Source organism: Inquilinus limosus DSM 16000 (assembly GCF_000423185.1).
GTDB classification, from domain to species: Bacteria; Pseudomonadota; Alphaproteobacteria; order DSM-16000; family Inquilinaceae; genus Inquilinus; species Inquilinus limosus.
In genome coordinates this window covers 157,835-176,141 of record NZ_AUHM01000014.1, presented here as the reverse complement: position 1 = coordinate 176,141, position 18,307 = coordinate 157,835, and the positions used below count along the sequence as shown (strand labels likewise).

General features: G+C 70.6%; 18 protein-coding genes. 12 read left to right on the top strand and 6 right to left on the bottom strand.

Going from position 1 to position 18,307, the window contains the following annotated elements:
* Positions 1-457: 457 nt before the first annotated feature.
* From dnaA to G537_RS0115185, 10 genes are all read left to right on the top strand, one after another.
* A complete protein-coding gene (gene dnaA / locus G537_RS0115230; protein ID WP_064742143.1) occupies positions 458-1,846 on the top strand; it encodes a chromosomal replication initiator protein DnaA in 1,389 nt (462 codons plus the stop codon).
* A 257-nt stretch (positions 1,847-2,103) separates the two neighbouring features.
* Positions 2,104-3,237, top strand: coding sequence for a DNA polymerase III subunit beta (gene dnaN / locus G537_RS0115225; RefSeq protein ID WP_026870857.1), 1,134 nt, complete (start codon positions 2,104-2,106; stop codon positions 3,235-3,237).
* Between the two features lie 80 nt (positions 3,238-3,317).
* Complete coding sequence (gene recF / locus G537_RS0115220; protein ID WP_245579027.1) at positions 3,318-4,496, top strand: DNA replication/repair protein RecF; 1,179 nt, start codon at positions 3,318-3,320, stop codon at positions 4,494-4,496.
* A gap of 6 nt (positions 4,497-4,502) precedes the next feature.
* A complete protein-coding gene (gene gyrB, locus G537_RS0115215; protein WP_026870855.1) occupies positions 4,503-6,962 on the top strand; it encodes a DNA topoisomerase (ATP-hydrolyzing) subunit B in 2,460 nt (819 codons plus the stop codon).
* A gap of 97 nt (positions 6,963-7,059) precedes the next feature.
* Positions 7,060-7,776, top strand: coding sequence for a peptide-methionine (S)-S-oxide reductase MsrA (gene msrA / locus G537_RS0115210; RefSeq protein WP_211230390.1), 717 nt, complete (start codon positions 7,060-7,062; stop codon positions 7,774-7,776).
* A gap of 90 nt (positions 7,777-7,866) precedes the next feature.
* Positions 7,867-8,889, top strand: a complete 1,023-nt coding sequence (gene oleD, locus G537_RS0115205) for a 2-alkyl-3-oxoalkanoate reductase (RefSeq protein ID WP_026870853.1) — start codon at positions 7,867-7,869, stop codon at positions 8,887-8,889.
* Between the two features lie 209 nt (positions 8,890-9,098).
* Entirely contained in the window at positions 9,099-10,466 is a 1,368-nt protein-coding gene (locus tag G537_RS0115200; RefSeq protein WP_026870852.1) for a c-type cytochrome, read from the top strand.
* 9 nt (positions 10,467-10,475) lie between these two features.
* Complete coding sequence (locus tag G537_RS0115195) at positions 10,476-10,982, top strand: (2Fe-2S)-binding protein (RefSeq protein ID WP_026870851.1); 507 nt, start codon at positions 10,476-10,478, stop codon at positions 10,980-10,982.
* Positions 10,979-13,228, top strand: a complete 2,250-nt coding sequence (locus G537_RS0115190; RefSeq protein WP_026870850.1) for a xanthine dehydrogenase family protein molybdopterin-binding subunit — start codon at positions 10,979-10,981, stop codon at positions 13,226-13,228. The genes G537_RS0115195 and G537_RS0115190 overlap by 4 nt, the downstream gene beginning before the upstream one ends.
* 102 nt (positions 13,229-13,330) lie before the next feature.
* Positions 13,331-13,555: a hypothetical protein gene (locus G537_RS0115185; protein ID WP_026870849.1), complete on the top strand. Its 225-nt coding sequence runs from the start codon at positions 13,331-13,333 to the stop codon at positions 13,553-13,555.
* Between the two features lie 92 nt (positions 13,556-13,647).
* Here G537_RS0115185 and G537_RS38125 read toward each other — a convergent pair whose 3' ends face one another.
* The 4 genes from G537_RS38125 to msrB all read right to left on the bottom strand — a co-directional run bounded on the left by G537_RS38125 (position 13,648) and on the right by msrB (position 15,260).
* Complete coding sequence (locus G537_RS38125) at positions 13,648-14,037, bottom strand: hypothetical protein (RefSeq protein ID WP_051248440.1); 390 nt, start codon at positions 14,035-14,037, stop codon at positions 13,648-13,650.
* A 113-nt stretch (positions 14,038-14,150) separates the two neighbouring features.
* Positions 14,151-14,339 carry a hypothetical protein gene (locus tag G537_RS0115175; protein WP_026870848.1) on the bottom strand — a complete coding sequence of 63 codons (189 nt, stop codon included), beginning with the start codon at positions 14,337-14,339 and terminating at the stop codon, positions 14,151-14,153.
* 25 nt (positions 14,340-14,364) lie between these two features.
* On the bottom strand, positions 14,365-14,742 hold the full coding sequence (locus tag G537_RS0115170) for a PRC-barrel domain-containing protein (RefSeq protein ID WP_026870847.1): 378 nt from the start codon (positions 14,740-14,742) through the stop codon (positions 14,365-14,367).
* A 119-nt stretch (positions 14,743-14,861) separates the two neighbouring features.
* Positions 14,862-15,260, bottom strand: coding sequence for a peptide-methionine (R)-S-oxide reductase MsrB (msrB, locus tag G537_RS0115165; protein WP_026870846.1), 399 nt, complete (start codon positions 15,258-15,260; stop codon positions 14,862-14,864).
* An 87-nt stretch (positions 15,261-15,347) separates the two neighbouring features.
* Here msrB and G537_RS0115160 point away from each other — a divergent pair, with 87 nt between their 5' ends.
* On the top strand, positions 15,348-16,082 hold the full coding sequence (locus G537_RS0115160) for an SDR family oxidoreductase (protein ID WP_026870845.1): 735 nt from the start codon (positions 15,348-15,350) through the stop codon (positions 16,080-16,082).
* A 4-nt stretch (positions 16,083-16,086) separates the two neighbouring features.
* On the opposite strand, the gene G537_RS0115155 is transcribed toward G537_RS0115160, so the two are convergent.
* Together G537_RS0115155 and G537_RS0115150 are read right to left on the bottom strand one after the other, a co-directional pair.
* Positions 16,087-16,455, bottom strand: coding sequence for a VOC family protein (locus tag G537_RS0115155; RefSeq protein WP_026870844.1), 369 nt, complete (start codon positions 16,453-16,455; stop codon positions 16,087-16,089).
* A gap of 58 nt (positions 16,456-16,513) precedes the next feature.
* Positions 16,514-17,266 carry a 3-oxoacyl-ACP reductase family protein gene (locus tag G537_RS0115150; RefSeq protein WP_026870843.1) on the bottom strand — a complete coding sequence of 251 codons (753 nt, stop codon included), beginning with the start codon at positions 17,264-17,266 and terminating at the stop codon, positions 16,514-16,516.
* Positions 17,267-17,375: 109 nt separating this feature from the next.
* Here G537_RS0115150 and G537_RS0115145 point away from each other — a divergent pair, with 109 nt between their 5' ends.
* On the top strand, positions 17,376-18,305 hold the full coding sequence (locus tag G537_RS0115145) for a LysR family transcriptional regulator (protein WP_026870842.1): 930 nt from the start codon (positions 17,376-17,378) through the stop codon (positions 18,303-18,305).
* Positions 18,306-18,307 lie beyond the last annotated feature (2 nt).

Here is an 18,307-nt window from a genome sequence, read left to right as displayed (position 1 = left end):
TTGTTTGCCCGGAGGGGCGGGAGCGGCGCAGATGCGACCGCCGGCCGGACCGTTTTTTGCGTTTTCGCGGGGTCCGGTTTTGTTCCGTTGCCAGCCAGCGCCTCCCCTGCCTATGATCTGCGTTCACCTGCGGATCTGCAGGTGAGGACGACCTCAGGATACAACTTGCCCGGCTACCAGCCTTCATCATGAAGATTGGCAGAAGTCCGCGAGCGTCCCTGAGCAATACTCGCTCAATTTTTACTGACACACTTCTCTGTCACGCAAGTAACGCGAGGAATTGTTCCTGCGCGCTTGTCGTGATACTATGATTGTTACAGTTTGAATTCTGCGAGCATGGCAGCCGCGCGCTGGGGAACCGATGCCGTTGTCGACGGTAGCGGGTAGAATTCGAATCGTGGGCGGACGGGGTGACGCGGACGCCGGAGCCGGAGGGGTCGGAAGCAGCATGTCGTCGATGGGGGGAGTCATCGCATCGATCGAGCAGCAATGGGCCCGGGTCTGCGGCCGGTTGCGCGAGGAAGTCGGCGAGGGCGCCTTCAAGAGCTGGCTTCGCCCGGTGGTCGTGGTCGACCTCGACGGCGGCGAGGTCCGCATCGCCGCCCCCACCCGCTTCATGCGCGACTGGGTCGCGGCGCACTATGCCGACCGCATCCGCAATCTCTGGCATTCCGAGAACCCGGACATCCACAGCGTCGACGTGATCGTGGTGCCGGACCGGCTGGCCGTGAAGCCGGCCGCAGCCGCCGCGCCGGCGGCGACCGCGCCGGCCTCGCGCGCCGAGTCGCCGGCACCGGAGCGTTCGGCCGAGTCGGCGGCCGAGTTCGGCGCCGTCCTGGACCAGCGATTCACCTTCGACAATTTCGTCGTCGGCAAGCCGAACGAGCTGGCCCATGCCGCCGCCCGCCGGGTGGCGGAGGCCAACAGCGTCACCTTCAACCCGCTGTTCCTCTATGGCGGTGTCGGCCTCGGCAAGACCCACCTGATGCACGCCATCGCCTGGCACATCCGGCAGAAGCACCCGGAGCGCCGCGTGCTCTACATGTCCGCCGAGAAGTTCATGTACCAGTTCATCCGTGCCCTGCGCTTCAAGGACACGATGACGTTCAAGGAGATGTTCCGGTCGGTCGACGTGCTGATGATCGACGACGTGCAGTTCATCTCCGGCAAGGACTCCACCCAGGAGGAGTTCTTCCACACCTTCAACGCGCTGGTGGACCAGAACCGCCAAGTGGTGATCTCGGCCGACAAGTCGCCCTCCGACCTCGAGGGGATGGAGGAGCGGCTGCGCTCCCGTCTCGGCTGGGGCCTGGTCGCCGACATCCACCCCACCACCTACGAGCTGCGGCTGGGCATCCTGCAGGCCAAGGCGGAGACGGCGCGGGTCGAGATTCCCGCCAAGGTGATGGAGTTCCTGGCCCACAAGATCACCTCCAACGTGCGCGAGCTGGAGGGGGCGCTGAACCGCATCACCGCCCATGCCGAGCTGGTGCACCGGCCGATCACGCTGGAATCGACCCAGGAGCTGCTGCACGACCTGCTGCGCGCCTCCGACCGCCGGGTGACGATCGACGAGATCCAGAAGCGGGTGGCCGAGCACTACAACATCAAGGTCGCCGACATGCATTCGGCCCGCCGCGCCCGCACCGTGGCCCGGCCGCGCCAGGTGGCGATGTACCTGTCCAAACAGCTCACCCCGCGCTCGCTGCCGGAGATCGGCCGCAAATTCGGCGGACGGGATCACACGACCGTGATGCACGCCGTGCGCAAGGTCGAGGAGCTGTGCAGCGAGGACCGCTCCTTCGCCGAGGATGTCGAGCTGCTGCGGCGCATGCTGCAGGTCTGACGGACTCAATATCGTCAAAGCGTTAGAGACCGCTGTGAAGACGGCGGCGCAACCCGGGACGGCATGAGGCGCCGCCTCGGGCCGGCGCGCCCGCCGCGCGGCCTCGCAAAGACCGGGAAAACCGCGGCGGACGGACGTGCGCGGCACTCGCCACCGCCGTCGCCTTTCGGTTATAGTGCGCGCCCGCCGCGTCGGCCGGGCCCCTGCCCGCCCCGATGAACTTTCCCGGCGGCCGGCATCGTCGAAGTGGAATCGGGATGAAGCTGATCATCGAGCGTGCCGCCCTTCTGAAGGGCCTGAGCCATGTGCAGAGCGTCGTGGAGCGGCGCAACACCATCCCGATCCTGTCCAACATCCTGCTGCGCGCCGATGGCGGCACGCTGCGCCTGACCGCCACCGACATGGATCTCGAGATCGTCGAATCCGTGCCGGCCGAGATCCAGGCCCCGGGCGGCACCACCGCCCCGGCCCACACCCTGTACGACATCGTCCGCAAGCTGCCGGACGGCAGCCAGGTCGAGATCGAGACCAACCCCGACGGCGGCTCGCTGACGCTGCGCGCCGGCCGGTCGAACTTCCGGCTCGGCTGCCTGCCGGTCGAGGACTTCCCGAGCATGGCGGGCGGCGATCTGAGCCACCGCTTCACCATCGCCGCCGGCGACCTGCGGGTGATGATCGACCGGACCAAGTTCGCGATCTCGACCGAGGAGACGCGCTACTACCTGAACGGCATCTATCTGCACGCCGCCACGGCCGACACCGTGCCGGTGCTGCGCGCCGTCGCCACCGACGGCCACCGCCTGGCCCGGGTCGAGATGCCGCTGCCGGACGGCGCCGACGGCATCCCCGGCGTGATCGTGCCGCGCAAGACGGTGATGGAGCTGCGCAAGCTGCTGGACGAGACCGGCGAGACGGTCGAGGTGCAGCTGTCCGAGACCAAGACCCGCTTCACCCTGCCGGGAAGCGCGGGCGACGGCGTGGTGCTGACCTCGAAGCTGATCGACGGCACCTTCCCGGAATATGAGCGGGTGATCCCGAGCGGCAACGACAAGATCCTCGAGGTCGACGCCAAGGAGTTCGCCAAGGCCGTCGACCGCGTCTCCACCATCTCGACCGAGAAGAGCCGGGCGGTGAAGCTGACCCTGGAGAACGGTTCGCTGACGCTGTCGGCCAATTCGGCCGAACAGGGCAGCGCCACCGAGGAGATCGAGGTCAGCTACGACGCGCCACGGCTGGAAATCGGCTTCAACAGTCGCTATCTCCTTGATATCACGCAGCAGATCGAGGGCGACGGTGCCCGCTTCGCCATGGCCGATGCCGGATCGCCGACCATCGTCCGCGACACCGCGGATTCCAGCGCGCTCTACGTGCTGATGCCGATGCGGGTGTGACGGCTTGAACCGAACGTGCCGGCCATGCCCCTTTGCCTGACCAGGGGGGCGAAGCATCCGCTTCGGATGCCTTGAGCCACATGTCCCAGGACCCCATGCCGGAGCAGGCGGCCGCCTCCTCCGGGCGCCCCGCCCGGATCGCGGTGATGCGCCTGACGCTGACCGAGTTCCGCTGCTACGCCCAGCTGCGGATCGAGCTGGATCCGCGCCCGGTGGTGCTGACCGGGCCGAACGGCGCCGGCAAGACCAACCTGCTGGAGGCGGTGTCCTTCCTGTCGCCGGGGCGCGGCCTGCGCCGGGCGCCGCTGCCCGAGGTGACGCGCCGCCAGGCGGCCGGCGGCGCCGGCTGGGCTGTGGCGGCACGGCTGCTGACCCCGACCGGCGAGATCCGGCTGGGCACGCAGCTGGAGCCCGGCGAGGGCCGCCGCGCCGTGCAGATCGACGGCCGCGCGGCGCCGAGCCAGACCGCGCTCGGCGCCCGGGCGCCGATGGTCTGGCTGACGCCGCAGATGGACCGGCTGTTCGGCGACGCCGCGAGCCAGCGCCGCCGCTTCCTCGACCGGCTGGTGTTCGGCTTCCACCCTGATCATGCCGGGCAGCTCGGCGCCTATGACCGGGCGATGCGCGAGCGCAACCGGCTGCTGAAGGAATCCCGCGCCGACCCGGCCTGGCTGACAGCGCTGGAGGACACGATGGCCACATCCGGCACCGCCGTCGCCGCCGCGCGGCGCGAGCTGGCGGCGCGGCTGCGCGGCGCCGAGTCGCTGATGGCGGAGGGGCCGTTCCCCCGCGCCGACCTGGCCGTGGACGGCCGGATCGAGGCGTGGCTTGAGGATCGGCCGGCCGTGGATGCGGAGGAGGAATTCCGTCGTCTTCTGTGCGATAATCGTCGCATCGACGCCGCGGCCGGCGCCGCGACGGAAGGTCCGCACCGCAGCGACCTGTCCGTCCATCACCGGTCCAAGGCGATGCCGGCGGCGCAGTGCTCGACCGGCGAGCAGAAGGCGCTCCTGATCGGCATCGTCCTCGCCAATGCCCGCCTGCTTGCCGGGGAACGCGGCGCCCCACCCCTCCTCCTCCTCGACGAGGTGGCGGCGCATCTCGACGGCACCCGCCGGGCCGCGCTGTACGAGGAGATCCTGGCGCTTGGCGCCCAGGCCTGGATGACCGGCACCGATCCGGCGCTGTTCGCGCCGCTCGGCGACCGGGCACGTCACTTCGGCGTCGACGACGCCCGGGTGACGGAACGAAACGGATGAAGAAGTATGTCGGACTCTGCGATCCCGAATGAAGAAGCCGCCTATGATGCCGGCTCCATCACCGTGCTGCGCGGCCTGGAAGCCGTGCGCAAGCGGCCGGGCATGTATATCGGCGACACCGATGACGGGTCCGGTCTGCACCACATGGTGTACGAGGTCGTCGACAACGCCATCGACGAGGCGCTGGCCGGCTATTGCGACACCGTCACGGTGACGCTGAACGCCGACGGCTCGGTCTCGGTGACCGACAACGGCCGCGGCATCCCGGTCGCGATCCATGAGGAGGAGGGCATCAGCGCCGCCGAGGTGGTGATGACCCAGCTGCATGCCGGCGGCAAGTTCAACCAGAACTCGTACAAGGTCTCGGGCGGCCTGCACGGCGTCGGCGTCTCGGTCGTGAACGCGCTGTCGGAGACGCTGGAGCTGCGCATCTTCCGCGACGGCCAGGAATGGTTCATGCGCTTCCGCGACGGCGAGAGCGAGGCGCCGCTGGCCGCGGTCGGGCCGCAGAACGGCCAGCGCGGCACCCACATCACCTTCCTGCCGTCGAAGCAGACCTTCTCCAAGACCGAGTTCGATTTCGGCACGCTGGAGCACCGGCTGCGCGAGCTGGCCTTCCTGAACTCCGGCGTCAAGCTGACGCTGACCGACGCGCGCGGGCCGGAGCCGAAGGTCGTCGAGATGCATTACGAGGGCGGGCTGAAGGCCTTCGTCAGCTATCTCGACAAGGCCAAGCAGACGCTGCATGGCCAGCCGATCACGATCACGGCGGATCGCGACGGCATCACGGTCGAAGTGGCGATGCAGTGGAACGACAGCTACCACGAGACCATGTTGTGCTTCACCAACAACATCCCGCAGCGTGACGGCGGCACCCACCTGGCCGGGTTCCGCGGCGCGCTGACGCGGCAGGTGAACGCCTATGCCACCGAGAGCGGCATCCTGAAGAAGGAGAAGGTGGCGCTGACCGGCGACGACGCCCGCGAAGGCCTGACCTGCGTCCTGTCGGTGAAGGTGCCCGACCCGAAATTCTCCAGCCAGACCAAGGACAAGCTGGTCTCCTCCGAGGTCCGGCCGGTGGTCGAGGCGGTGGTCAACGAGATGCTGGCCACCTGGTTCGAGGAGCATCCGAACGACGCCAAGCGGGTGATCCAGAAGGCGGTCGAGGCCGCCTCGGCCCGCGAGGCGGCGCGCAAGGCGCGCGAGCTGACCCGGCGCAAGGGCGCGCTCGACCTCGCCTCCCTGCCCGGCAAGCTGGCCGACTGCCAGAACCGCGACCCGGCGGACTCCGAGCTGTTCATCGTCGAGGGCGACAGCGCCGGCGGCTCGGCCAAGCAGGGCCGCGACCGCAAGTTCCAGGCGATCCTGCCGCTGCGCGGCAAGATCCTGAACGTGGAGCGGGCGCGGCTGGACAAGATGCTGTCCTCGGCCGAGATCGGCACGCTGATCACGGCCCTGGGCACCGGCATCCGCGACGAGTTCGATGCCGACAAGGCGCGTTACCACCGCATCATCATCATGACCGACGCGGATGTGGACGGCAGCCACATCCGTACCCTGCTGCTGACCTTCTTCTACCGGCAGATGCCGGAGTTGATCGAGCGCGGCTATCTCTACATCGCCCAGCCGCCGCTGTACCGCGCCGCGCGCGGCAAGGAAGCGGTGTATCTGAAGGACGATTCCGCGCTCGAGGCCCATCTGATCGACATCGGCATGCGCGACCTGGTGTTCACCCCGTTCGACGGGGCCCAGATCGCCGGCAACGACCTGCGGGCGCGGATCGAGCAGGCGCTGGATGCGAAGCACCAGCTGGCGCCGCTGATCCGCAAGGTTGGCGACCGGGTCGTGGTGGAGCAGGTGGCGATCGCCGGCGCGCTGTCGGCGCAGGTGGTGCACAACCCGACCCAGGCGGCCGAGGCCGCGAGCTACGTCTCGCAGCGCCTCAACGCCCTGGCGGCGGAGTTCGAGCGCGGCTGGCAGGGCGAGGCGCTGCCGCCGCAGGGCAACCAGCCCGGCGGGCTGGTGTTCCGCCGCACCCTGCGCGGCGTGACCGAGGCCCGCCTGATCGACGCCGACATCATCCGCTCGGTCGAGGCGCACCGGCTGGACCGCATGGCCGGCGAGCTGCAGGCCCTGTACCGCCGTCCGGGAGTGCTGACCTGGATGAACCCGAAGGGGGCCGCCCAGGAATGGCCGATCACCGGCCCGATGGACCTGATCGACCGGGTGCTGGAGCAGGGCCGCAAGGGCCTGGCGGTGCAGCGCTACAAGGGGCTGGGCGAGATGAACCCGGACCAGCTGTGGGAGACCACGCTGGACCCAAACGCCCGGGTGCTGCTGCGCGTCGAGGTCAAGCACGCCGACGACGCCGAGGACGTGTTCTCGACCCTGATGGGCGACGTGGTCGAGCCGCGCCGTGACTTCATCCAGGAGAACGCGTTGAAGGTCACCAACCTCGACGTGTGACGACGACGACGGGTCTCCCGTAACCCGACGGCCGCTTCCGGCGAACCGGCTGTCGGGACACCGGGCCCTGCGCGGGCCCGAACGGGAGATCCGGATCGTGACCACGAAGCGCCTTCCTTCCCTGCCGGCCCTGGCCGGCGCGATGCTGATCCTGACGGTTGCGGCCGGCCTGTGGGTCACCCGGTCCTCGGCCGAAGAGGCGCGGCTGGTGCCGCCGCCGGCAGTCGACGAGAGTCCCGCCCCCGGCGCGACCTCGGAGACCGCGGTGCTGGCCGGCGGCTGCTTCTGGGGCGTGCAGGGCGTGTTCCAGCATGTCGAGGGCGTCACCAGCGCCATCTCCGGCTATGCCGGCGGTGAGGCCGGCGCCGCGCGCTACGAGTTGGTGAGCAACGGCGGCACCGGCCATGCCGAGTCGGTGAAGGTCACCTTCGATCCGCGCCGGATCAGCTATGGCCGCATCCTGCAGATCCACTTCTCGGTGGCGCACGACCCGACTCAGCTGAACCGCCAGGGGCCCGACATCGGCCCGCAATACCGTTCGGCGATCTTCCCGGCGGATGCGGAACAGGCGCGGGTGGCCAGGGCCTATGTCGAGCAGCTGGACCGGGCCGGGGTGTTCGACGCCGCCATCGTCACCAGGATCGAGCCGGGCCATGCCTTCTACCCGGCCGAGGACTACCACCAGGACTATCTGACGCGGCACCCGACCAGCCCCTATATCGCGATCAACGATCTGCCGAAGATCGAGGCCCTGCAGCGGCTGTTCCCGGAGGCCTATCGCGCCGACCCGGTGCTGGTCTCGCAGGCGAACTGAGCGGCGGCGGCCGGGACCGCCCGAGTTGCGCCGCACGCCGGCCTGCCGATATCCAGGGGAAGGCCCGGCGGACCGGATGGGGGCGGCGCGATGAGGATCCTGGTCACAGGCGGCAGCGGCTTTCTCGGCCAGGCGCTGTGCCGCGAGCTGGTCGAACGCGGCCATGAGGTTGCCAGCCTCCATCGCAGCCCCGAGCCTGCGCTCGATGCGCTGGGGGTGCAGCAGATGCTGGGCGACCTTGCCGACCGCGGCACAGTGGCCGCCGCCTGCGCCGGCCGGGACGCGGTCTTCCACTGCGGCGCCAAGAGCGGCATGTGGGGCAGCCACGACAGCTATCACCGCGCCAATGTCGTCGGCACCGACAACGTCATCGCCGCCTGCCGCGCACATGGCGTCGGCCGCCTGATCCACACCTCGACGCCCAGCGTCACCCATCGCGCGGGGCGGCCGGTGGAGGGCGGCACGGCCGAGACCGTGCCCTACGGCACCGGCTTCAAGGCACCCTATCCGGCGACCAAGCTGATCGCCGAGAAGGCGGTGCTGGCCGCCAACGGCACGGACCTCGCGACGGTCGCCTTGCGCCCCCGCCTGATCTGGGGACCGGGCGACCGGCAGGTGCTGCCGCGGCTGGTGTCGCGAGCCCGCGCCGGGCGGCTGCGCCTGGTCGGCCCGGGCGACATCCTGGTCGACACGACCTATGTCGACAACGCGGCGCTGGCGCATGTCGCCGCCTTCGAGCGCCTGGCGCCCGGCGCGCCCTGCGCCGGTCGTGCCTACTTCATCAGCAACGGCGAGCCGCGGCCGATGCGTGAGATGATCAACGGGCTGCTGCGGGCCGCGGGCGCGCCGGAGGTGCGAGGCACCATCCCGTTCCGGGTGGCCTATGCGCTGGGAGCGGCCTGCGAGGTCCTGTGGCCGGTCCTGCGGCTGAAGGGCGAGCCGCCGATGACCCGCTTCTTCGCCGAGCAGCTCAGCACCGCGCACTGGTACGACATGGCGCCGGCGGCGCGCGATCTGGGCTATGTGCCGCAGGTCTCGATCGAGGAAGGCCTCCGACGCCTGGCGCAGGCTTTCAGGAGATCGGCATCCGTTCTTGACGATAGGATCGTATGATCGATCGATCCGCCGTATCGGGCGCCGCCGTCCTTGCGTCACCGCGGGAACAGGCGATCAATTTTCCATGTTCACGAGGCCGAAGCGGGAGCGCGGCGACAAATCGCCTCTCGCCAGGACGGCCGTCTTGTCCGACCATTGCATAACCAGGAATGCGCCGGCTGAAGGCCCATGAGAGGACCGGCCGGCAGACAAGGGACGGGACCTGCATGAGGCTGGCGAGCATCGGCCGCATCGCTCTCGGGGTCGGGCTGCTGCTGATCGTGGGCGGCGTCGCGGGCCTGGCCGCCTATGCCTGGCGCCCGCCGATCGGCCCGGTCGACCCGCCGGCGGCGGCGAGCTTCGATCCGGCGCTGGTCCGCAAGGGTGCCGACCTGGCCGCGATCGGCAATTGCGGCACCTGCCACACCGCCCCGGGCGGGCAGCCCTTCGCCGGCGGCCTGCCGCTGCCCACGCCCTTCGGCACGATCCACAGCACCAACATCACCCCCGACCCCGACACCGGCATCGGGCGCTGGTCGGAGGCGGCGTTCCGGCGAGCGATGCGCGAGGGCGTCGACCGCGAGGGCCGGCACCTCTATCCGGCCTTCCCCTACGACCACTTCACCCTGGTGACCGATGAGGACAACCGGGCGCTCTACGCCTTCCTGATGACGCGCCGGCCGGTGCCGGCCCGGGCGCCACCGAACGACCTGCCCTTCCCCCTGAACCTGCGCGTCCTGCTGGCCGGCTGGAAGCTGCTGTTCCTGGAGGAGGGCCCCTACCAGCCCGACCCGGCGCATGACGCGGTGTGGAACCGCGGCGCCTACCTCACCGAGGGGCTGGCCCATTGTGGCGCCTGCCACACGCCGCGCAACCTGCTCGGCGCCGAGCGGACCGACCGGCGCTTCGCCGGCGGCGACAGCGAGGGCTGGCATGCCGTGCCGATCGGCAGCGGATCGCCGGCGCCGGTGCCCTGGACCGAGGACTCGCTGTTCAAGTATCTGCGTGCCGGCTGGCACGGGCTGCACGGCACGGCGCAAGGGCCGATGGCGCCGGTGGCCGACAACCTGTCGATGGTGCCGGAAGAGGATGTGCGGGCGATCGCCGTTTATGTCGCCGCGGTGACGGGCCCGCCGGACGCCGAGGCCCGCAAGCGCGGCGAGGCCCTGGCCGCCGCCGCAACGCCGGCCGGCCCCGGCACCCGGCCGCAATCGGCGGGCAGCCAGACCATCGCCGTCGCCCCCGCGGAGCAGGATCCGGGCGCCGCGATCTACGCCGCCACCTGCGCCAGCTGCCATGAGAGCGGCCGGGCTTCGCCCTTCGGCGGGCTCGATCTCAGGCTCAGCTCCGCCATCACCGCCGACAGCCCGGCCAACCTGATCCGTATCATCCGGCACGGCGTCCCGGCACGGAACGGCGCCTCCGCCCCGATCATGCCGGGCTTCGCCGCCGCCCTGTCGGACCGGCAGCTGACGACGCTGGTCGACTATCTGCGCGGCCGCTTCGGCAACCGGCCGGGCTGGACCGGCGTGGAGGCCGCCATCCGGGCGGCGAAGGACAGCGAGGTCGCGGCTTCCGCGGCCCCCAACCAGTAGGGAGGGGTCATGATCGAGCTCAAGGTCAACGGCCGCACTTACACCGTCTCCGCCGATCGCGACACGCCGCTGCTCTACGTCCTGCGCGGCGAGCTGCAGCTCAACGCCGCGAAATACGGCTGCGGCCTGGGCCAATGCGGCTCCTGCACCGTGCTGGTCAACGGCGAGGCCGTGTTCTCCTGCGTCGTCCCGATCCTGCTGGTGGAGAACAAGGAGGTTACGACGCTGGAGGGGCTGGGCACCGAGGACGCCCCCGGCCCGCTGCAGCGCGCCTTCATCGAGGAGCAGGCGGCGCAGTGCGGCTACTGCATCCCCGGCATGATGATGCGGGCGCACGCCCTGCTGCGGAAGACCCTGACCCCCTCGGACGCCGAGATCCGCCGCCAGCTGGAAGGGCATCTCTGCCGCTGCGGCACCCATATGCGCGTGCTGCGGGCGATCCGACGCGCCGCCACGGCGATGCGGAGCGCGGCGGCCGAGCCGCAAGGGGCGGTCACTGGGGAGACGGTGTTGTGAGCGCCGGGCTCTCCCCCGTCCTGTCGCGCCGCGGCCTGCTGCAGGGCGCCGGCGGCTTGGTCGTCAGCTTCGCCCTGAGCCCTGCCGCGCGCGCCCAGCAGGCCGCCGAGACGCCGCAGCTCGGCGACGATCTGCCCGGCAGCCTGGCGGACGCCCCCTTCCTCGATTCCTGGATCCAGGTCGATTCCACCGGCTCGGTCACCGTCTTCACCGGCAAGGCCGAGCTGGGCCAGGGCATCGCCACCGCGCTGCAGCAGATCGCGGCGGAGGAGCTGGGCCTGCCCTTCAACGCGCTGACCATGGTCACCGCCGACACCGGCCGGACCGCCAATGAGGGCTACACCGCCGGCAGCCATTCGATGCAGGACAGCGGCACCGCCATCCGCCACGCCGCGGCCCAGGTCCGCGAGATCCTGCTGGGCGAGGCCGCGCGGCAGATGGGCGTGCCGGCCGACCAGTTGCGGATCGAGGGCGGCCAGGTGCTGGCGCCCGGCGGCAACCGCCGCTCCTTCGGCGGCCTCGTCGCGTCCGGCCTGTCGCTGCATGTAGAGGCCCGGCCCGAGTCGAAGCTGACCGAACCGGCCGATTTCCGGGTGATGGGCCGGCCGGTGCCGCGGACCGACATCCCGGCCAAGGTCACCGGCGGCGCCGCCTATGTGCAGGATCTGCGCCTGCCCGGCATGCTGCACGCCCGGGTGGTTCGGCCGCCGAGCTACGGCGCCCGCCTGGCCACGCTGGACAGCGGCGCGGTCGAGGCCCTGCCCGGGGTGGTGAAGGTGGTGCGCGACGGCGACTTCCTGGCGGTGGTGGCGGAGCAGGAGTTCCAGGCGATCACGGCGATGCGGATGCTGGCCGCCGCGGCGCAGTGGACGGAAAGCGCCGAACTGCCCGACCAGGCCCGGCTGCCGGAGGCGCTGCTGGCGCTGCCGGCCCGGGACTTCACCATCCTCGAGCGGTACGGCGCCACGCCGTCCGCCTCCGGCCGGACGCTGGAGGCCAGCTATTCCCGGCCCTATCTGCTGCACGGGTCGGTCGGCCCGTCCTGCGCCGTGGCGCAGCAGGAGGCGGACGGCCTGCTGACGGTCTGGACCCACACCCAGGGCGTCTATCCGGACCGCAGAGCGATTGCCGAGATGCTGGGCCGACCGCCGGAGACGGTGCGCTGCATCCAGGTCGAAGGGTCCGGCTGCTACGGCCACAATGGTGCCGACGACGCCGCGGCCGACGCCGCCCTGCTGGCCGTCGCCCTGCCTGGCCGCCCGGTGCGGGTGCAGTGGATGCGCGAGCAGGAGCATGCCTGGGAGCCCTTCGGCCCGGCGATGGTGGCCAAGGTCCGCGGCACGCTGGATGCGTCCGGCCGAGTCGCCGACTGGGCTTACGAGGTCTGGAGCAACACCCATTCCACGCGCCCCGGCCCTGCCGGCAGCCTGCTGGCGGCCCGGCACATGGCGAAGGCGTTCCCGGCTCCGGCCCCGAGGCCGCTGCCGCAGCCGGAGGGCGGCGGCGACCGCAATGCCATCCCGCTGTACGGTTTCGCCAGCGCCCAGGTGGTGCACCATTTCCTGCCGGACATGCCGCTCCGGATCTCCGCCCTGCGCTCGCTGGGCGCGCAGATGAACGTGTTCGCGATCGAGAGCTTCATGGACGAGCTGGCGCTGGCCGCCGGGGCCGATCCGGTCGCCTTCCGGCTGGCGCATCTGCAGGATCCGCGCGCCCGCGACGTGATCGCCGCCGCCGCCGAGACCTTCGGCTGGGACCGGGGCCGCCCGGCCGGCGCCGGGCACGGCCGCGGCTTCGGCTTCGCCCGCTACAAGAACCTGGCCGCCTATTGCGCCGTCGCTGCCGAGGTCGCGGTCGAGCGCGAGACCGGGGCAGTCCGCGTACCGCGCGTCGTCGCCGCGGTCGACACCGGCCAGGTGGTCAACCCCGACGGCGTGCGCAACCAGATCGAGGGCGCGGTGCTGCAGTCGATGAGCTGGACCCTGTACGAGAGCGTCGGCTTCGACCGCAGCCGGATCACCTCGGTCGACTGGTCGACCTATCCGATCCTGCGCTTCAGCGCCGTGCCGGACAGCGTCGAGGTGCGCATCATCGACCGGCCGGGCGAGCCCTTCCTGGGCTGCGGCGAGACCGGCCAGGGCCCGGCCAGCGCCGCGCTGGCCAACGCCATCGCCGACGCCATCGGCCGGCGGCTGCGCGATCTGCCGCTGACCGCGGCCAGGGTCAAGGCGGCGGCCGGCGAGTGAGGCGTCTATGCCACACTCCTTCCCGTCGCCGCCGCGGATGGGAACGATCTCGCGATCCGCATCGTTTCCGTGTCTGAAATGGTTACTGGCACGGAGATGAGGATGCTGAAGCCGGCTATGCTTATCCTGGCGGCGGCGCTGTCCCTGGCGGCGTGCGGCCGCGACCCCGGCACCCGGGCGCTCTCGGGTGGCGCGATCGGCGCGGGCCTCGGCGCCGGCACGGCGGCGGTCACCGGCGGCAATGTCGGGACCGGCGCGATCATCGGCGGTGTCGGCGGCGCTGCCGTCGGCGGTCTGACGAACTGCCACGCCGTCGGACGCTGCTGACCTAGAGGTCGGTCAACGATCGGTTCGGGCCTGCGGAGCATCGCTGCGCAGGCCCGAACCTTGTCTGCTCCGTACTTTGGAGAGGCAGTCCGTCAGCGAGTGCCGAGCAGCTTGCGCGCGGCCTCGACCTTCGTCATGCATCCGGCCTCGTCGCCGGTCTGCGCCAGCTGGCGGGCTTCCTTCAGGTGGGCGGCGAACTGCTCCTGCTGGGACTGCTCGCCCGCGCCTTTGAGCGCCTCCCGCTGATGTTCGCTGGAAGCGGCGTCGGGGGCGCTTCCGGTGCTCGGCATGGTACCGGCGGCCCCCGTCTGGGCGCCCTGCATCGTCTGGGTTTGATGGGGCGTGGCCGCAGGCTGTCCGCTTTGCGCCTCCGCCTGCTTGAACTGCGCGTCGAGCTGGTCGATGTCCTGGCGGCAATCGGCCAGGGCCGCAGGGCTCAGCGCCAGGAAACCCGCTGCGGAGGCGATCAAGACCCACTTCATGGCGGTTCCTCCTGTGAAGTTGGTTGCCGGATCAACGGGGCATCGGGATCGGTCATCCCGCGGCTGGCGGATTAGACCTTGGACCAAGGCCGCGATGCCGCACGACCGCCCGACTACGACCGGACTTTCGCCGTCAATCCGGCAAGCCGATCGGCGGGAATGGCCGCGTCGAAGGCCGCCATGCGCAGAGCTTCGGACTCATACGCCTCATCCGGCGCATCGCCGGAACCAGCCAGGATGACGGTATAGCTCGTCACCAAGGCACCGTTCTCGTCGAACACGTCGACGACCCGCTCCGACATGGCGGCCTCCCGACGCCGGTCTCCGTCAGCGCGGCAGCGAACCGGTCCAATACGGGCTGATGCCGTAATAGTCGTGTATGTCCTGCTCGTATTCGCGGTTCCAGCGCGGCGGGGTCTCCTCGGCGTAGACCGGAGCCCCTTCCAGCTGCTCGCGCGACAGGTTCACGACGTAGCCGCCCTGATTGGTGTCGTACTCCAGCGCCGACCAGGGCAGCGGGTGGTACTTCTCGCCGATGCCGAGAAAGCCGCCGAACGACATCACCGCATAGGCGACGCGCCCGGACACCTTGTCGATCATCACGTCGTGGATCTCGCCGAGATGCTCGCCCGCCGTGTTGTAGACCTCCGTCCCGGCGACCTTGTCGCCGGAGATGAGCGTGGTCGTCTCCTCTCGATGCTCCATAACCGTCTCCTTGCGTCCCGATTGCACGTATAACGGGAGGAGACGAACACTCAGTTCCTTTCCGGATTGTGCGATTTTGGCACCCGCGAGACCGTTTTCGAATGTAGCCCGGCCCCGGCTCACTCCGGCTGGAAATCCAGCGCCACGCCGTTGATGCAATAGCGCAGCCCGCTGGGCGGCGGGCCGTCCTCGAAGACGTGGCCGAGATGGCTGCCGCAGGTGGCGCAATGCACCTCGATGCGGGTCATGCCGAAGCTGCGGTCGACCGTGGTCTCGACCGAATCCGGCACCGGGTCGTTGAAGCTGGGCCAGCCGGTGCCGCTCTCGAACTTCCACTTCGATTCGAACAGCCTGCTGCCGCAGCCGGCGCAGCAGAAGGCGCCCGGCCGGTGCTCGCTCAGCAGGCCGCAGCTGCCCGGCCGCTCGGTGCCGTGCTGGCGCATGACCCGGTACTGCTCCGGCGTCAGGATGCGGCGCCATTCCTCGTCGCTGCGGGTCACGGGATAAGGTTCGGGCATGCTCGATCTCCTGGGCCGGTCCGGAGAGACGCCGGCGCTCCGAGCCTGATATAGGGAGGCATCGCGAGTCGAGACAGGGAGGACGTCATGGGCGGGCAGGATTTCGCCGGGCGGCGGGTGCTGGTGACCGGCGCCGGCAAGGGCATCGGCCGAGCGACGGCGGTGCTGCTGCACCGGCGCGGCGCCGAGGTGGTCGCCGCCACCCGCAGCCCCGAGGACCTGGCGAGCCTGGAGCAGGAGACCGGCTGCCGCAGCATCGCGGTCGACCTGGCCGATGCCGAGGCGACGCGCCGGGCTGCCGAGGAGGCTCTGCCGGTCGACGCCCTGGTGAACTGCGCCGGCACCACCACGCTGGAATCCTTCCTCGACACCTCGGTCGAGAGCTTCGACCAGATCATGGCAGTGAACGCCCGGGCGCCAATGATCGCGGCCCAGGTGGTGGCGCGCGACCTGATCCGCCGCGGGCAGAAGGGCGCCATCGTCAACGTGTCGAGCGTGTCCTCGATGATCGGCCTGCCGGACCACACCGCCTATTGCGCCTCCAAGGGCGCGCTCGACGAGATCACCCGGGTGATGGCGGTGGAGCTGGGGCCGCACGGTATCCGCACCAACAGCGTCAACCCGGTGGTGACGCTGACGCCGATGGCGGTGAAGGCGTGGAGCGACCCGGCCAAGTCCGGCCCGATGCTGGGCCGCATCCCGCTCGGCCGCTTCGCCCAGCCGGACGACGTCGCCGAGGTGATCCTGTACCTGCTGAGCGACGCCTCGGCGATGATGAACGGCGCCATCGTGCCGGTCGACGGCGGTTTCCTGGCAACCTGACCGGTCAGGGCGCCTCGCGGCACACTGCCTCGACATTGTGACCGTCGGGGTCGAGCAGGAAGGCGCCGTAATAGTCGGGATGGTAGTGCGGCCGCACCCCGGGCGCGCCGTTGTCCCGGCCGCCGGCGGCGAGGCCCGCCGCATGGAAGAGGTCGACGATACCCCGGTCCGGCGCGGCGAAGGCGACATGGGTGCCGGTGATCGCCCCGTCATGCAGGCCGATCCAGAAGAACGCCCGGCGGCCGACGCCGTAGCCGGCGAAGGTCTCGCCATCGGCATAGAGGCGGGCGATGCCGAGCGGCGCCAGCAACTGGTCGTAGAAGGCCTTCGACCGTTCGAAGTCGCCGACCCGGATGGTGACGTGGTCCAGCATGAGCCCCTCCCCTGCCCCGCCCGATCATCGCCGATCGGGCGCCCGGCGGATAGCCGGCTCAGGCCGTGAAGCCGCCATCGGCCACCAGCTCGGCGCCGGTGACGAAGGCTGCGTCCGGGCCGGCGAGATAGGCGACCGCGCCGGCGATCTCCTCGGCCCGGCCGTAGCGGCCGACTGCGATACCGGGGCCGACGATCTTCGACACCGGGCCGCCGTCCGGGTTCATGTCGGTGTCGGTCGGGCCCGGATGCACGGTGTTGACGGTGATGCCGCGCGGGCCGAGGTCGCGCACCAGGCTGCGGTTGAAGCCGGCCACCGCCCCCTTGGTCAGGGTGTAGACCGAGGCGCCGCCGAAGGCCGCGTAGCGCGCCATCGAGCTGCCGATATGGATGACGCGGCCGCCTGCCGTCATGTGCCGCACCGCCTCCTGCGTCGCCACGAACACGCCGGTGACGTTCACCGCGATCATGCGCTGGTAGTCGGCGAAGGAGACCTCGTCGATCGGGCCGCCGAGCGCGATGCCGGCGTTGTTGACCAGGATGTCGAGGCCGCCGAGGACTTCGACGGTGCGGGCCACGGCGGCGCGCACCGCCTCGGGGTCGCCGGCATCGGCCCGGATCGCGACGGCCCGGCCGCCCGCCGCCTGGATGGCGCGGACGACGCCCTCGGCCTTGTCCGGCGAGGCGCTGTAGGTGATGGCGACGGCGGCGCCGTCCGCGGCCAGGCGCCCGGCGATGGCGGCGCCGATCGAGCGTGAGCCGCCGGTGACCAGGGCGACCTTGCCGGAGAGCGGGGAATGGGTGGTGGTCATCTGAGGACACTCCAACGGTTTGATGGAGTGGATATCGCACCGCAATTGCTGCATGATTAGTATGGAATGACTGGAATCAGTCACAAGTATCCGTTGAAGATGTGACGCGATGGAGACCCTCGCCAACCTGGAATCCTTCGCCCGCAGCGCCGAGGCCGGCAGCTTCTCCGCCGCGGCGCGCCGGCTGGCGCTGACCCCGGCCGCGGTCAGCCGCAACGTGGCGATGCTGGAGCGGAACCTGGGCGTGCGGCTGTTCCACCGCAGCACCCGCAAGCTGACCCTGACCGAGGCCGGCGAAGGCTTCCTGGCCTCCATCGAGGGCAGCCTCGACAGCCTGCAGGCGGCGATCGCGGCGGTGTCGACCGGAAGCGGCGAGCCGGCCGGCGTGCTGAAGGTCAGCCTGGCGGTGACCATCGGCGTCGACCACATCCTGCCGCTGCTGCCCGCCTTCCTGGAGCGCTATCCCCGCATCCGCCCGGACTGGCGGTTCGAGAACCGTCAGGTGGACCTGGTGGCCGAGGGCTTCGACGCGGCCATCGGCGCCGGCTTCGAGCTGACGCCGGGCACGGTGTCCCGCATCCTGGCCCCGGCGCATGTGGTCGCGGTGGCGGCGCCGTCCTGGCTGCAGGGCCGGGCCACGCCGGCCGACCCGGCGGGGCTGGCCGGCCTGGACGGGATCGTCATGCGCTCGCCTCGCACCGGGCGGGTGCGGCACTGGATGATGCGCAACGCCGCCGGGCTGGAGATGGCGGCGACGCCCGCCGAGACCGTGGTGCTGAACGATCCCGCGGCGATGTGCCGGGCCGCGGTGCTGGGACTCGGCGTCGCCATGGTGACGGTGGCGGATGCGCTGCCGCATCTGGACAGCGGCGCCCTGGTGCGCCTGCTGCCGCAGTGGCACGCCGATGCCGGCCCGATCTCGATCTACTACGCCAGCCGCACTCTGCTGCCGGCCAAGACCCGCGCCTTCGTCGACTTCGTCACCGAAGCCTTCCGCCGCGAGCGCCTGGCCGAGCGCTTCGCCGGCGACCGGGGATAGCG